The following is a 14,982-nucleotide window of genomic DNA, read 5'->3' as shown; positions in this document are numbered from 1 at the left end:
CCGAAGGCAGTGCACAGAGGTCGACAAGTGAGGCCCGCTACGTCAGGCGGCCGGCTTGATGTTCTGGTTGACCCGGAACACGTTGGCAGCATCATATTTGCTCTTCACAGCGGCCAGCCGGGCATAGTTTCCCCCGTAGGTCGCCTTGAGCCGGGCGTCGCCCTCATCGTCCATCATGAAATTCGGATAGGCGCCGCCGAGGTCGAACGGATGCACCGCCTCCCAATAGGCTTTTGTCCATCGTGTGACCGGCCCCGCCTTCTGCGGGTTCGGGTCGATACCGGCGATCACCATCGACCAGGTCGCGTCGCGGCAATTCCAGGCGGTGTCGCCGCTGCCGACGCGATGGACGGCGCCGTCGATCGGGTAGAGATGCATCAGCGACAATTCGCTCGGCGTTTTTGCCGCCTGTTCGAGATGGGCATCGATCGCTGCGTCCGAAAGAGTCTTGACGAAGTCGCCCCGCCAATACCACTGCATTCCCTTCGGGTAGAGCCCATCGAACATGCTCTGCACGGCCGGATACGGCATCGTTCCCATCCAGTTGAACCATGGCGCCGGCAGCGCGTCGATTAGCGGTGCCAAGGCCTTCTTGCCGTTGTCCTCGGAGCCGTCGTAACAGCACATCAGCAGGCAGATGCGCTTGCCCCACAGTTCTTGCGGAAACGGCGCGCTCGACAGGACCGTCTTGAGCCCGAGGAAAATGCCGAGTTCCTCCGGTGCTTTCGGCAGGAAATCGCGATAACGCTGCATGATGGTGCGCGCGTGCATCTGGTCCCAGGCGATCGGTCCGGCAAACACCGTGCTCACCGGATGCAGCCGGAACACAAAGGAGGTGACGACGCCGAAATTGCCGCCGCCGCCGCGCAGCGCCCAGAACAGATCGGGGTTGTTGTCCTTGCTGGCGACGACGAAGCTGCCATCGGCCAGCACGACGTCGGCCTCGATCAGATTGTCGATGGTCAGGCCGTATTTGCGAGTGAGATAACCGTGGCCGCCGCTCAAGGTGAGGCCGGCGACGCCGGTGGTCGAGATAATGCCGGCCGGCACGGCGAGGCCGAACGCGTGGGTGGCGTGGTCGACGTCGCCCTGGGTACACCCGGCGCCGACCCGCGCGGTGCGAGCAACCGGGTCGACGCGCACGCCCTTGATGTCCGACAGGTCGATGACCAGGCCATCATCGACGCTGGCGAGCCCTGGCCCATTGTGACCGCCGCCGCGTATCGCGATGCGGAGGCCGTTGTCGCGGCCGAAATTCACCGCCGCGATCACGTCGGCGACATCGACACAGCGGGCGATCAGCAACGGGTGCTTGTCGATCATGCCGTTATAGAGGGCACGGGCTTCATCATAATTGGCCGCGCCGCGCTCGATGACCGGGCCGCGCAGGCTCTCACGCAATTTGATCTTGGCTTCGTCGCGCATGATGTTCTCCTTTTCACGGACCAGTTGGGCTGTCCGACGGGGCCATCGTGCTCCAGTCGTGCGGGAGGTCGGCCTGCCAGTTGTGGTTGCCGCTGTGGTCACCCGACGGGCCGCAAGTTACCGGACCAGATCGGTCGCCGCGCATGCAGACGACGATGGCCGGACGGCCGGCGAATTCGCCGCCCCAGTTGGGGGCGTCTTGATGGCCCCGCCGGACCGCACCGGGAATCAGCCGCGGATCCGCGGCAAAATCCTCGTCGGTCCTGACGTCGATCAAAACGGGGGTCTTCGCCGTCCCGATCAAACGGGAAAGCTTATCTTGGGATATAGAGGTGTGGGATGACATGGTTGCGCCCTCGTAAAACAGAACGGGACGCGATACTTGGGCTTGTCGCCTCGTGGGGAGATCGCTGGGTCCCCATGGCCTGAATTAACTGCCTGCCGCGCGCGCTGTCAACCGTTCTCGCGCGCACCTCGCATGAGCGGCTTGCGAAAACTTGCATTCGGAACTAGCTAGAGCCTGTCCTCAATTGAGCCAAATGACTGCGGCGGCGAGATGGACTGCGGCGAGAAAGTTTCTGGCGGTCTTATCGTAGCGGGTGGCTATGGCTCGGTACTGTTTGAGCTTGCAATAGAGGTTTTCCATGAGGTGGCGCGCTTTGTACAGTTCCTTGTCGTAGGCGCGTTGGAGCTTTCGATTGCTCTTGGGCGGGATCACCGGCGTTTTTCCTGCCGCAAGCAGAGGCTCGATGACACGTAGATCGGCATCGAAGGCCTTGTCCGCCAACAAGGTATCGGCCTGCATCTGAGGCAGCAGCGCGTCAGCGCCTTCCAAATCGTGGGCTTGCCCTGCGGTCAGCAGGAACGCCAACGGATTGCCAAGTGCATCGACCATGGCATGGATTTTGGTGCTCAACCCGCCTTTGCTGCGCCCGATCGCCTGGTCTTCGCTGTCTTTTTTTGGGCGCCGGCACTGTGCTGGTGCGCGCGTACGATAGTGCTGTCGATCATGGCGTATTCATTGTCCGCGTCGGCAGCCAGCATCTCGAACATCTTCTTCCATACCGCGCTCTTCGCCCAGCGCGAAAATCGGGTATGAATCTTGATCGGGTCGCCAAAACGTTCCGGCAGATCCCGCCAGGGCATACCGGCGCGATAACGATAGAGAACTGCTTCTACAAACAGCCGATTATCCTTGGCCGTAGCGCCGACGTGACCCTCACGTCCCGGCAAAATATTCTTGATCCTGTCCCATTGATCGTCGCGAAGGGCGTAACGGCGCATTCAGTCAACTCCGAATCAAGTTGACCTCCCATGAATCACTTGGGGAACCTCTTGGGAATCCGCTAATTGAGGACAGGCTCTAGATCTCTTCGATTAAAGGGCCAATCCCTCGCAATGGACAAACACCCTCCACCTTTTGGAAAGGGTGCTTTCAATCGGTTGGAAGTTGGCGTGTGCACGAAGTGTGCACCGAGAGATCAAACAATCCAGAATGCCAACTAAGCAGCGATTAACCGACCGCCCTTCAGTGTCAGCGAGGTGTTCGAGTGTGTTGACCTGGTTCGGAGAGCCAAAATCTGGCGAGGCCGATTTTTGAATGACCGCTACGCAAAGCGGACATTCAGTGCGCAGGGCGGATTAGCGTCAGCGTAAGCCGCCAACTCGGCTTCTAGACCAGAGCGGCGAATTGCGCTGACGCTAATCCGCGCAACGCGCGCGCGGCGCCACCTTCATGGGGCCAGCATCCGAAAGCCTTCACATAAGCGACATCACATCGCTTCCCCCAGGCAACGGAAGAACCCTGCCTTCGGACCTGATGACGTGGAGCGAAGCAGCAAAGAAATCCGCCCTCGCGCGTGTCGTCGTTTAGTACTTCGTGACCACTGCGCTACCGAAACGATAATTCACGCCGACGCGCACAATTTCATCCGTAACTCGGCTGGTCGCCCTCAAGGTCCCGAAGAAGGGAAACATAGTGATGCGCGCGAACGTGTTGTCGATGTCACCGAAGTCCACGTGGAGATATTCGACCTTACCGGTCCAACCTCCGCCGAGGGCTGCTTCGACGCCCGCGCCCGCCACCCACCCGGTCTTGGTTTGGCTGAAGTTGCCGGCAACAGATCCGCCGGGCGTAGGCGTACACGGAGCGATACAGGCTCCCCCTGGCACGGTAAAGACGGCATCGGTCTTTATTTCGCCATAGGCGAGCCCCCCGGTCGCATAGACAAGCCAATGATCCGCCGCAACACCGATCCGCCCGCGCAACGTACCGAACCATGGCAGCTTCTGCGCGTAATCCAAGGTCGCGTGGGTCACGGTCGGCGGCGGTGGCACGCAGGGCACGAGACATCCCACGAGAGTAGTTTGCGTGATGGTCGATAGCGCGTCACTGTTCTGGCCGGTCGCCTGGATGTCGGTCTCGAGGCCAAACAGGAAGGAACTCGTCTGCAGGTTGTATCCGGCCTGGAGGCCTCCCAGCGCTCCGTCGATGGCTCGGGATGCTGAGCCAGGCGCGGCCGTGCTTGAACTGGACAATGGGTCGAAAATGATATCTGACCTGGAACGTCCCCAGCCTCCGCCGCCGTTCACGCCGACATAAAAGCCCGTCCAGTTGTAGATCGGCGCGGCTACCGGTGTCTCGTAGGCCGGCGCCTTGACCGGCAAGTCGGCCGCCATTGCTGGGCCGGTGAGCATTCCCAAAAATACAATGCTGCCAAGAAGGAATTTTCTCATGAACCAAACACCCTAGCCTTATACGGGAGGATCAGGTCGCAAACACCCAAACGGTGCAATTGCCGCCGGAGCACATGGCAGCGACGGCAAATGCGATTGAATTTTTCGCAACCCAGCCCTGAATTGAATCGTTGAAGTCAGATTTGTCGATACAAATTTGTAAGGGAAACTCGCAGGTTTAGTTGTGTCATTTCTACAACTCTTTAGGATTCTTCCGTGGTCGGGAAAAGAGGCAACCCAACGCCGCCGTGGCGGCCCTGACATCTCTAAATGAACCGGTAGCCGAACCATCGCGACAAAACCACCGTAATGTCGGCAAAGGCTGCTAGCCCGTCGTGATCAAGAAAATCCGGAATATATGGTACGTCTCAATCTACCTTCCGGATCATCAAAAAACCGGACACTACTCTCGTCGCTCGGAGACCTTTGCCAGCGAATCTGAGGCCAAGCAGTTTGCCGCAGCCAAAATTGCGGCAGGCTCCGAGGTCAGTGCGGGAACGCTAAATCCGGTCTCGCCAAAAAGAATTGTCAGGCCGTCTGAAATAGAAAAATGGCTTTCAGAGAAAACAAACACGCCTGCAAGCTAAACGCCCCGACGAATCGGCCCACTTCTGTCTGTGCGGCGGCCATGAGCGCCGCGCAGCAAAGAAAAGTCAAAGAATCAACTTTCGCGAGATTTTCTGCGTCATTCGATTTTCGACTTTTGCAACAAAATCGGCGCAAAGCGGAGATCCGCTCTACACGCCGCACGCTGAATCCCCCTTCCGCGCTCAATAGTACGGGTCGTACATTTGCGACTCGATGAACGCCATCATGTCGTTCGGCTTTGGCACGGTCGCAAGGCCGCGCCTGTAGGCGACCTCGGCAACCGCCATCGCGATGTGTGCCGAGACGTCGCGGATGCGCGGCAGCGCCGGATAGAGGCTGCCCTGCTCGATGTCGTCGGGGTTGACGAGATAGGCCAGCGTGTGCGCGGCGGCCATGAACATCTCGTCGGTCACCAGCCGTGATCCGCACGCGATCGCACCGAGACCGACGCCGGGGAAGATGTAGGAATTGTTGCCCTGGCGCGGCACGAATGTCTTGCCGTCGAGCTGCACCGGATCGTACGGGCTGCCGCACGCGAACAGCGCGCGCCCGCCGGTGTGGCGGTACGCCTCCTCGGCCGAGCATTCCGCCTTCGAGGTCGGATTGGATAGCGCAAACACGATCGGCCGCTCGTTGATTTCGGCCATGGTCTGCAACACCTCGGGCGTGAAGGCGCCGCCGACGGCGGCAACGCCGATGATCGCGGTGGGCTTGAGCGTCCGGATCGCGGTCAGGAAATCGCCGACCGGCGCATGGTCATGCGCGTAGCGCAGCTTGTGCTCGGTGAGGCCCGCCCGGTTCTTCACGACCAGGCCGCGCGAGTCCACGAGCCAGGTGCGCCCAAGCGCCTCGGCTTCGGATACGCCTTCGGCCATCATGGCGGAGACCACGAGGTCGGCGATGCCGGTCGCAGCCTCGCCGGCGCCAAGGAACAGCACCCTCTGGTCGGCAAGCTTTCCGCCGCTCACGCGCAGCGCCGAGAACAGGCCCGCGAGCGCCACCGCGGCCGTTCCCTGAATGTCGTCGTTGAAGACATTTATCTTGTCGCGATATTTGTGCAGCAGCCGGAACGCCGAGTGATTGGCGAAATCCTCGAACTGGATCAGCACGCCGGGGAAAGCCGCGCGCGCCGCGGTGACGAATTCGTCGACGAACTCGTCGTAAGCCGCGCCGCTCAGGCGTTTCTGCCGCAGGCCGATATAATAGGGGTCGTTCAGAAACTCCTCGTTGTTGGTGCCGACATCCAGCATCACCGGCAGGCAGTGTTCCGGGTGAACGCCGGCGCAGGCCGAATAGAGCGAGAGCTTGCCGACCGGAATGCCCATGCCGTGTGCGCCGAGGTCGCCGAGGCCGAGGATACGCTCGCCGTCGGTGACGACGATGAGCTTCGCCGCATATGGCCAGTTGGCGAAGAGTTCTGCGATCCGCCCGCGATCGTTGGCGCTGATGAACATGCCCCGCGGCCGCTGGAAGATGAGGCCGAACCGCTGGCAGGCCAGCCCCACCGTCGGGGTGTAGATCAGCGGCTGGACTTCATCGATGTTTTCGCAAACGACGCGGAAGAACAGCGCCTCGTTGCGATCGTGCAGCGCGTTGAGCGCGATGTACTTTTCGAGATCGCTGGGGAGGGCACGCAGGTTGGTCATCACACGGTCGACTTGATCGTCCATCGAGAGCACGTGCGCGGGCAGCAGCCCGCGTAATCCAAGCGCATCCCGCTCCGCTTCCGTAAAAGCCGTCCCCTTGTTAAGCAGCGGATCGCGCAGAAGCGCCATGCCGCGAGGTGAATCGGAAGTTGGCGAACTGGGCATCGCCCGGGCTGGCACGTTCATGAGGTCTCCTCACTGGCAGTTTATTATCTTTTGGGATCCGCCGGTTAGGGCGGATGGCGTCCGATCGGGATCAAGCTGGCGAATGACCTCATCGTGCGCCGGCACCATTGGTACTCTTGCTCATTTAAGCAGCCAACTCTTTTTCGCGGCGGCTTCGGCGGTCGCGATGCCGCCGTTGAATTTCACCGTGACCAATGTCCGCGGCGAAGTTCGGTTTGCGCCGCAACAGACCGGGCAAACGCGCTCGACACGCCGTTGTGATGAGACCGCGCGTGTTGACTTTGGGGCACATTCTCAAAATACTTGGGCCAAAATAACAACGGCCAGTCAGAAACAACGGCCAGTCAGAAAACGACGGTACAGCGGGGAGGATATACAATGCCGACTTCACGCAGAACGCTGCTCAAGACTTCGGCGGCGGCGGCTGCCGTCGTGAGCCTCGATTGGACGCGCGCGCGGGCGGAATCCGAAACGGTGCGCATCGGCGTGGTCTACGACCTGACCGGTCCGTTCGCCGCCGGCGGGTCGGTTGCCTCCTCGATCGGAACGCAGATTGCGATCGATCTTGTCAATGAGAAGGGCGGCATCGGCGGCAAGCACAAGATCGCCGCCGTCACCGCCGACTGCCAGAGCAAGCCCGACGTCGCGATCAACGAGGTCGAACGCCTGATCAACCAGGAGAAGGTCGACATCATCAACGGCGTTTATGCGAGTTCGCATGCGGTCCCGCTCGCGGCCAAGGTCGAGCAGCACAAGAAGATCCTCTGGATCACGACCGCGGTTGCGACCGCCGTGTTCAAGGACAAGAACCTGCAATACGTCTTCCGCGCGCAGATTCACTCCGATCAATACGGCCAGGCCTTTGCGGGCTTCCTCAGCGAACACGCCAAGGGCAAGCTCGGCATGGAGCCCAAGGACGTGAAGATCGCAATCATTCACGAAGACGGGCCCTATGGCGTTGGCGTTGCCGCCGCCGACGAGGCCTATTCGAAAGAGGCCGGCCTCCAGGTCGTGCTGAAGGAAGGTTATTCGGCGGCGGCGCCCGACCTCTCGGTGCTGGTGACCAAGCTGAAGCGCGCCAAACCCGACGTGATCTCGCATGCGGGATACAACCCCGACATCACCCTGTTCCTGCGCCAGGCGCGCGAGAGCGGCCTCAAGTTCAAGATGCTGTTCGGCGCCGGCGCCGGCTACAGCCAGCTCGACAAGCTGCGCACGACGTTCGCCGCCGACATCGATAATTTCTGCAACATCGATCCGGTGCCGGCGCAACTTCTCGATCCCGCCAAGCTCGCGCCCGGCATCGGCGACCTCACCAAGATCATGTTGGAGCGCTACAAGGCCAAGACCGGCGCGACCGACGTTCCGCCGCATTGTTCGATGGGTTTCAACCAGACCTGGGTGCTGCTCAACAACGTGCTGCCGGTGGCCAAGGACAAATACGGCAGCTTCGACCCCGAGGCGATCCGCAAGGCAGCGCTGGACGTCGACATCCCGCCGGGCGGCACGATCCAGGGCTATGGCGTCAAATTCTATCCGCCGGGCACGCCGATGTCCGGCCAGAACGAGCGCTCGACGCCGGTCGTGATGCAAAATGCCGGCGAGCATATCTCGGTGGTCTGGCCGACCAATATCAGGACCCAGGACCCGGTATTCCCGCTGCCGAAATCCTCGATCTACGCCGTGTAGTCTATGGCATTTGGCTTCATCCTTCGAGACGCGGCGAAGACGCCGCTCCTCAGGATGAGGTCCGAGATAGCTTCACTGCCACTCAGGATGAGGTCTTAGTCCCTCATGGTGAGGAGCGCGGCAACGCCGCGCGTCTCGAACCACGAGGCCACGGAATGCGCCGTCATGATTCCACCCAAGCGCATTCTGCTCCAGCATCTCACAGCATCACGCGCCGCCCCTCTTCGGCGGCCCAATAGCCGGCGTAGTTGACTTTGATGGTCTCGAACGCCAGCGCGAGGTCGGAGAGCGGCTGCCTTCCGGTCGCGACGCATTCCATGAAATCCTGGATTTCCTGCAAGTACCCGCGGGTCCATTCTTCCTCGAGGCAGACGTATTGCCAGCCGGTCTTGCGGTCGACCTTTTCGGTGATGTAGACGCTGGCGAGCTTCTCCTCGCTGGTCTGGTAACTCATCATGTGCGTGTTCGGCGTGATGTTAGCGAACAGCGCGCCGCTATTGGTGTGGGTCTCGATCAGGTTGCGCACGCCGCCCAGGATCATGTCGCCGGAAAACACGGTCGCCTTGGTGCCGTCGGAGAAGGTGACGGTGAGCGTGCCCCAGTCCTCGACGTCGACCGGGTTGGCCTTGAGAACGGCGCGTTCCTCCGGCCGCAGGCACGCGGTGACATTGCCGACGTCGCAGGTCACGCTCGCAACATTGATGGTTTCGCCCCGCGCGCGGGCCTCGACCTGCTTGAGATAGAGCACCGCCGAAAGCGGATGACATCCCATCCGGATCAGCGAGCCGCCGCCGGTCATCGCCCATTGCGCGGCATGCGCCGCGTGCGAGCCGGAGTGGCTCTCTTCGCCCTTCATGAACAGGATCTTGTCCTTGGTGGCTTTGAGGATCTCCACGGTCTTGGTCACCGCCGGCGCGTAGATCCAGTCTTCGGCATACATGAACAGCTTGCCGGTGTTGCCGATGGCGGTGCGGACGCTTTCCATTTCTTCCAGCACGCGCGCGTACATCAGCGCCTTCGGCACATGCTTGCCGATCGGCGCCTGGTCGCCGTCGCGGCCGAAATAGCCGGCGAACGGCTTTTCGCAGATCACATGCTTGCCGGACTGCATGGCGTCGACGATCATCGCGGTATGCAGGTTAGGCGGGGTGCAGATGTCGACGACATCGATCTCGCTGTCGGCGATCAGGTCGCCAAAGCTTCGGTACGCGGTCGGGATCTGGTGCCGGCGGGCAAAATCGACGACATGATCGCCCCGCGCCGCGACCGCCCTGAGTTCGACATCGACGCCGTAGACGCGCCTGTAGGCATGCATGTGCAGCTCCGCAACGAAGCCGCAGCCGGCCAGACCGACCCTTATTTTTTTCGCCATTTTTCGGAAGCCTCCCCATTGTCGTTGGCCGAGAGCGCGCATACGCGGCAATCGAAGCTGCCGGTGAGCGGATTTCTCGGTTGGTCTTGGCGACTATCCAACAGCAGTCCGCCTTGCGCTACAATAAGCCGGCATCATGCCGGGTGGCGCGCGGCAGTCGACAGGGAGGTGATCTCTGTGGGCGCCCGAAGGGGCGTCAGTTCGGCTTCGCGTTTTCAGCCGCCGCCGGCGCGCTTGCGGGCGCGGGCGCTGATACCGCGGCGTCCGGCGCCGCCGGCCGTGCGCTGCCGCCGGTAAAGCGCTCGATCACCGAGCGCACGGCGTCGCGGGTCTTGCGATCCTTCACCGATTCGAGTAATTGCGCCGCACCCGGCGAGCGGCGGATCAGGATATCCGGATCCGGAAACACCAGCGGATCGTCCCACGGGCCCTGCACCACGAACGGCAGATCGAAGCCTTTGTCGTTGCCGGTCGATGCCGCGGTCAGGCTGGCGACGCCCTTGAGATCATATTCGCGCGACGGCACCGAGGCGGTGCCGGTCAGGGTGATGCGCGCGGCGGCGCCCTCGACGCGGACGTCTTCGGCGGTCGCAATCCCGTCGGCGAATTTCACCGAGACGTTGAGGTTGTCGTAGGGCGTTGAACCGTTGCGGAAATTACCGCCGCCGGACAAAGGCCGGCGCTCCAGCCGTTTCAGCAATTGCTCGACATTGAAGCCCGCGATCGCGCCGTCATGACCGGTCAGCGTAGCGGTGCCGTCGAGCGAAGAGGCGAGGCCGAACGGGCTGGAGCCCGAGGCCACCAGCGAAACGCTGAGATTGCCGCGGCCGGAAAGCTTGTTGATGCCGAACAATTCGGATGCGCAGGCCTGCAGGTCGACGTCGGTGAACTGGAACTGGGCCTTGACGTCGGCGACCGCATCCGAGCGTGCGACCCCGAACGAGCCATTGGCGATGCCGCCATACATCTGCGCTTCGCCGACCGAGAGCGCCAGCGCGCCGCCGCGCAGATTGGCGCCGAACGCGGTGCGGCCGAGTCTGGTCGGTCCGACCGTCACCCGCGCCGCCGACAGCCTCATGTCGAGGTCGGTGGTGGACAGCGAGTTGAGATCGAACAGCTGCCGGTTCCAGTCGTGCGCGCCGCTGGCGAGCAGGCGGAAGGTGGAAATGTAGGGCGTGAAATCGAGGTTGCCGGCGGCCAGCGTCGCCTGCAGCGTCTGGCGGCCGTTATTGACGAAGGTCATCACGCCCTCGGCGACATTGCCGTCGAGCTCGACATTGACATTGGTCAGCGCGACCGAGCCGCCGACGACGTTAGCGCGGGCCTTCAGCGCGAAGCGGCCGAAGCCGCCGCCGGCCGGTGCGGCCTGTCCCATCCAGCGCAGCGCGTTGCGCAGCGACAGGCTGTCGATGGTGGCGGTGCCCTCCATCATCAGGCTGGTGCGGTTGGCGACCGTGCCGTCGAAGGCAAGTTTCAGCGGCGCGCTCGCCAGCCGCGCCTTCAGCCCGGAACGATCGCCCGACAGCATCGCGACGAAATCGCCGGCTGAGATCGAGCCGTCGACGCGCTCGCCGCGCCAGTCGAACTGCCCGGTCGCGGCAAACGAGCGCGAGATCGACGGCCAGGCCAGCGACAGGTCGATATCGCCGAGCTGCTCGGAGACGTGGTTGGTCGAGTCCTCGTAATCGAGCACGCCGTCCTGGATCCTGATTTCCGAAAACGACACCTGATTCTCGGCGCCGGGCTTCATGGTACGCGCGATGGTCTCGACGAACGGGGTCCAGTTGCTCTCGCCATTGCCGTCCCTGACGACGCGGATATGCGGGCGCAGCATCATGACGTCGGCGATCTCGAACCGCCGCAGCAACAGCGGCAGCAAGCGCAAATTGGCGGTCAGCACGTCGACCTGCAGCGCGGGGGCGGTGGTGCCGCCGCCCTTCAGCCCGACGTCATGAAACGAGACATAGCTGCCGGGAAATACCGAGACGTCGATCGCGCCCGTGATCATCAGGTCGAGCCCGGTGACGGCGCGGATCTGCGCCTCGACCGCCTCGCGCAGCGCGTCCCGGTTGAGGAACCAGGAGGTCCCGATCAGGCCGACCAGCGCCAGGCCGAGGAGCGCCGCAATCGGCATTCCCAGCCGCTTCATTCCTTGGGCCATCGTCAATGACATATCCAAGTCTGGTTCATGGATGTCGGCTTGAGGTTGTCGGATCGGTGTTGAAAAAGCGGGCAGCGCATCCGAAAGCCCGTGTCAACCCACGCAACTTGAAGGGTTTTCTTGACGCTTTCAAGGCCATCCTGAGGTTGCCGGCCGGGTCCGATGGTCCCAATGCCCCGTCATTGACGCATTGCGAAGATTTCGCCTAATAATCCCTGTTAATACTGGCCGCAAGCGCCTCCCTCCATCAGGTCCTATTTTCATGAACAAGGTCTATCCCGACGCCAAATCGGCACTCGACGGCATTCTCAAGGACGGCATGATGATCATGTCGGGCGGCTTCGGCCTGTGCGGCATTGCCGAGACCTTGTCGGACGCGATCCGCGATTCCGGCGTCAAGGGTCTGACGGTCATCTCCAACAATGCTGGGGTCGACGGTATCGGGCTGAGCCGGCTCCTGGAGACGCGGCAGATCAAGAAGATGATCTCGTCCTATGTCGGCGAGAACAAGTTGTTCGCGCAGCAATATCTCGCCGGCGAACTGGAACTCGAATTCAACCCGCAGGGCACGCTGGCCGAGCGCATCCGCGCCGGCGGCGCCGGCATTCCGGCGTTCTTCACCAAGACCGGCGTCGGCACGCTGATCGCCGAGGGCAAAGAGGTGAAGGAATTCGACGGCGAGAAGTACATCATGGAGCGCGGCCTGTTCGCCGACCTCGCCATCGTGCACGCCTGGAAGGGCGATACCGCCGGCAACCTCGTCTACCGCAAGACCGCGCGGAATTTTAACCCGATGATGGCGACCGCCGCCAAGATCACCGTCGCCGAGGTCGAGCATCTGGTGCCGGCCGGGGAGATCGACCCCGATCATATCCATACGCCCGGCATTTTCGTCAATCGCATCGTCGAGGTCGGTGTCGGCAAGAAGCGGATCGAATTCCGCAACACCCGCCCGCGCCCAGCCGCTTAAATCAACTCAGAGCAGGAGAGCCCCATGGCCTGGACCCGTGAACAGATGGCTGCGCGCGCCGCCAAAGAGTTGCGCGACGGCTATTACGTCAATCTCGGCATCGGCATTCCGACGCTGGTCTCGAACTACATCCCCGACGGTATCGACGTGAACTTGCAGAGCGAGAACGGCATGCTCGGCATGGGACCGTTCCCGTACGAGGGCGAGGAAGACGCCGACCTCATCAATGCCGGCAAGCAGACGGTGAGCGAATTGCCGTCGACCAGCTATTTCTCGAGCGCCGAATCCTTCGGCATGGTGCGCGGCGGGCATATCGATCTCTCGATCCTGGGCGCGATGCAGGTGGCCGAGAACGGCGACCTCGCCAACTGGATGATCCCGGGCAAGATGGTCAAGGGCATGGGCGGCGCGATGGACCTCGTCGCCGGCGTCAAGCGCGTCGTCGTGGTCATGGAGCATTCCGCCAAGGACGGTCCGAAGCTTTTAAAGAAGTGCAATCTGCCGCTGACCGGCGAAAAGGTCGTCGACATGGTGGTGACGGATCTCGCGGTATTCACCATCGACAAGCACGGCAAGGACGGCATGGCGCTAATCGAACTCGCCGACGGCGTCACGCTCGACGAGGTGAAGTCCAAGACCGAAGCCGAATTCCGGGTCGCGCTGAAGAACGCTTAACTGGCGTCATTCCGGGATGGTCCGAAGGACCAGACCCGGAATCTCGAGATTCCGGGTTCGATGCTGCGCATCGCCCCGGAATGACGGGTACACCATCACGCCCTAGCCGTCGCGACTTCCTCCAGCCCGCGATTGCGCGGCTCGACGCCCCAGGCCCACACCACCACGATCTGAACGATCACCAGGCCGATCATCAGCCAGACCACGCCCGGCAGCTGGTAGGACGCCATCAAGGCGCCGACGATGAAGGGCGAGACCACGGTGGCGCCGCGTCCGAGCGTGTTGCAGATGCCATTGGCACGCAACCTAATCTCGGTCGGGAACAGCTCTGTCGTATAAACGCCGAACAGGAGCGCGGTCTGCACATAGATCGCGACGATCAGCACGAAGCCGACACTCAACACGACCTCCGGATCGGACGCGGCGTTGAAGCGGGCATAGATGTAGCCGGTGATGATGGTCACGATCGACGCGCCGATGATGCTCCAGCGTCGTCCGATGGCGTCGGACAAATAGGCGCCGAGCGCGCAGCCGACCAGTGATGCAGCCGACAACACCAGCGTATAGGCCAGCGAATTGGCGATGGTCAGGCCCTGGCGCAGGAAGAACTGCGGCAGGAAGATCACGAAGCCGAAGATCAATGTATTGATGGTAATCAGCACCCAGGAGCCCACGATCATGCGTTGCAAAAGTGGGGGCTTCAGCATGTCGAAGGCGGCGACCTGCGCGACAGGCGTCGGCACCACCAGCGGCGGCAGCGTCCCGCCGCCTGCGGATTCCTTTTCGATCGACTGCATCAAGGCTTCGGCTTCCTCGGTGCGGCCCTGCGATTCAAGCCAGCGCGGCGATTCCGGAAGATTTTTGCGCAGATACCAGACGATCAGCGAGCCGACGCCGGCAATAATGAACATCGGGCGCCAGCCAAAGGCCGGAATGATCAGATAGCCAAGCAGGGCGGTCACCGGGAAGCCGGTCACCGTCAGGAACGCCATCATCGACAGCCAGCGCCCGCGCGTCTTCGGCGGCACGAATTCGGTCAGCGTCGAATAGCCGACGACGATTTCGGCACCGAGGCCCAGGCCCTGAATGAAGCGGCAGGCGATCAGCTGATTCATATCCTGCGAGAAGGCGGCGGCCAGCGACGCCAGCCCGAAGATCAAGAGATTAATCTGATAGGTGAACCGCCGCCCCAGTTTGTCGCCGACAAATCCGGTGATCAGGGCGCCCAGTGTCATGCCGACAAAGGTCAGTGAAATGAATTGCAGATTTTGCGGCACGGTCGAGAATTTGGATTGCACCGCCGACGCCAGCACGCCGCCGGCGATATAGAGATCGTATCCGTCGAAAAACATGCCGGCCCCGACCAGCCAGAAGATCCGGTAGTGAAACGATGAGACCGGGAGCCGATCGAGTCGTGCGCCGGCGTTTACTGCGTGAGCCATATCAAGTTTCCCCCTTTGTCGCCTTGTTGGCCGATCGGCCCCCGGTCTTCTCTGGACGCGGAGTTGCCGTCGGTTGTTTGCTTTATTGGTGG

The 14,982-nt window shown here is 62.0% G+C and carries 10 protein-coding genes and 2 pseudogenes; 4 read left to right on the top strand and 8 right to left on the bottom strand.

All coding sequences use genetic code 11. The features are described from left to right. Window positions 1–42 precede the first annotated feature (42 nt). From NL528_RS39770 to NL528_RS39755, 4 genes and pseudogenes are all read right to left on the bottom strand, one after another. Window positions 43–1,425, bottom strand: a complete 1,383-nt coding sequence (locus NL528_RS39770; protein WP_309179783.1) for an FAD-binding oxidoreductase — start codon at window positions 1,423–1,425, stop codon at window positions 43–45. Window positions 1,426–1,561: 136 nt separating this feature from the next. After that, window positions 1,562–1,771, bottom strand: a pseudogene (locus NL528_RS39765) (sulfurtransferase); the annotation flags it as partial. Between the two features lie 180 nt (window positions 1,772–1,951). Continuing rightward, window positions 1,952–2,709, bottom strand: a pseudogene (locus tag NL528_RS39760) (IS5 family transposase). Between the two features lie 585 nt (window positions 2,710–3,294). Beyond that, window positions 3,295–4,161 (bottom strand): outer membrane beta-barrel protein, encoded by an 867-nt coding sequence (locus NL528_RS39755; RefSeq protein ID WP_309179782.1) that lies wholly within the window; start codon window positions 4,159–4,161, stop codon window positions 3,295–3,297. 335 nt (window positions 4,162–4,496) lie between these two features. Here NL528_RS39755 and NL528_RS39750 point away from each other — a divergent pair, with 335 nt between their 5' ends. Then, window positions 4,497–4,748, top strand: coding sequence for a hypothetical protein (locus tag NL528_RS39750; RefSeq protein ID WP_143205169.1), 252 nt, complete (start codon window positions 4,497–4,499; stop codon window positions 4,746–4,748). A gap of 183 nt (window positions 4,749–4,931) precedes the next feature. Here the strand turns inward: NL528_RS39750 and NL528_RS39745 are convergent, their stop codons facing one another. Further along, on the bottom strand, window positions 4,932–6,524 hold the full coding sequence (locus tag NL528_RS39745; protein ID WP_309185195.1) for an NAD-dependent malic enzyme: 1,593 nt from the start codon (window positions 6,522–6,524) through the stop codon (window positions 4,932–4,934). A gap of 435 nt (window positions 6,525–6,959) precedes the next feature. Here NL528_RS39745 and NL528_RS39740 point away from each other — a divergent pair, with 435 nt between their 5' ends. Then, window positions 6,960–8,270 carry an ABC transporter substrate-binding protein gene (locus tag NL528_RS39740; protein ID WP_309179781.1) on the top strand — a complete coding sequence of 437 codons (1,311 nt, stop codon included), beginning with the start codon at window positions 6,960–6,962 and terminating at the stop codon, window positions 8,268–8,270. 199 nt (window positions 8,271–8,469) lie between these two features. Here NL528_RS39740 and NL528_RS39735 read toward each other — a convergent pair whose 3' ends face one another. Together NL528_RS39735 and NL528_RS39730 are read right to left on the bottom strand one after the other, a co-directional pair. Continuing rightward, window positions 8,470–9,642, bottom strand: a complete 1,173-nt coding sequence (locus NL528_RS39735) for a Gfo/Idh/MocA family oxidoreductase (protein ID WP_309179780.1) — start codon at window positions 9,640–9,642, stop codon at window positions 8,470–8,472. Between the two features lie 196 nt (window positions 9,643–9,838). Next, a complete protein-coding gene (locus NL528_RS39730; protein WP_309185193.1) occupies window positions 9,839–11,803 on the bottom strand; it encodes an AsmA family protein in 1,965 nt (654 codons plus the stop codon). A 262-nt stretch (window positions 11,804–12,065) separates the two neighbouring features. On the opposite strand from NL528_RS39730, the gene NL528_RS39725 reads away from it, so the two are divergent. Continuing rightward, window positions 12,066–12,773 (top strand): CoA transferase subunit A, encoded by a 708-nt coding sequence (locus tag NL528_RS39725; protein WP_074273259.1) that lies wholly within the window; start codon window positions 12,066–12,068, stop codon window positions 12,771–12,773. 24 nt (window positions 12,774–12,797) lie between these two features. Next, window positions 12,798–13,448, top strand: coding sequence for a 3-oxoacid CoA-transferase subunit B (locus tag NL528_RS39720; RefSeq protein WP_309179779.1), 651 nt, complete (start codon window positions 12,798–12,800; stop codon window positions 13,446–13,448). Window positions 13,449–13,543: 95 nt separating this feature from the next. Here the strand turns inward: NL528_RS39720 and NL528_RS39715 are convergent, their stop codons facing one another. Continuing rightward, window positions 13,544–14,890 (bottom strand): MFS transporter, encoded by a 1,347-nt coding sequence (locus tag NL528_RS39715; RefSeq protein WP_309179778.1) that lies wholly within the window; start codon window positions 14,888–14,890, stop codon window positions 13,544–13,546. Window positions 14,891–14,982: the final 92 nt, after the last annotated feature.

This window comes from Bradyrhizobium sp. Ash2021, from assembly GCF_031202265.1.
Classification (GTDB): Bacteria; Pseudomonadota; Alphaproteobacteria; order Rhizobiales; family Xanthobacteraceae; genus Bradyrhizobium.
The sequence above is the reverse complement of the archived record's forward strand: the minus strand, read 5'-3'. Positions and strand labels throughout refer to the sequence as shown.

Bases quoted from the DNA above. Each gene is read 5' to 3' on its own strand.
- NL528_RS39770 (WP_309179783.1), bottom strand. From the start codon at position 1,425: ATGCGCGACGAAGCCAAGATCAAATTGCGTGAGAGCCTGCGCGGCCCG.
- NL528_RS39755 (WP_309179782.1), bottom strand. From the start codon at position 4,161: ATGAGAAAATTCCTTCTTGGCAGCATTGTATTTTTGGGAATGCTCACC.
- NL528_RS39745 (WP_309185195.1), bottom strand. From the start codon at position 6,524: ATGGCGCTTCTGCGCGATCCGCTGCTTAACAAGGGGACGGCTTTTACG.
- NL528_RS39740 (WP_309179781.1), top strand. From the start codon at position 6,960: ATGCCGACTTCACGCAGAACGCTGCTCAAGACTTCGGCGGCGGCGGCT.
- NL528_RS39735 (WP_309179780.1), bottom strand. From the start codon at position 9,642: ATGGCGAAAAAAATAAGGGTCGGTCTGGCCGGCTGCGGCTTCGTTGCG.
- NL528_RS39730 (WP_309185193.1), bottom strand. From the start codon at position 11,803: ATGGCCCAAGGAATGAAGCGGCTGGGAATGCCGATTGCGGCGCTCCTC.
- NL528_RS39725 (WP_074273259.1), top strand. From the start codon at position 12,066: ATGAACAAGGTCTATCCCGACGCCAAATCGGCACTCGACGGCATTCTC.
- NL528_RS39720 (WP_309179779.1), top strand. From the start codon at position 12,798: ATGGCCTGGACCCGTGAACAGATGGCTGCGCGCGCCGCCAAAGAGTTG.
- NL528_RS39715 (WP_309179778.1), bottom strand. From the start codon at position 14,890: ATGGCTCACGCAGTAAACGCCGGCGCACGACTCGATCGGCTCCCGGTC.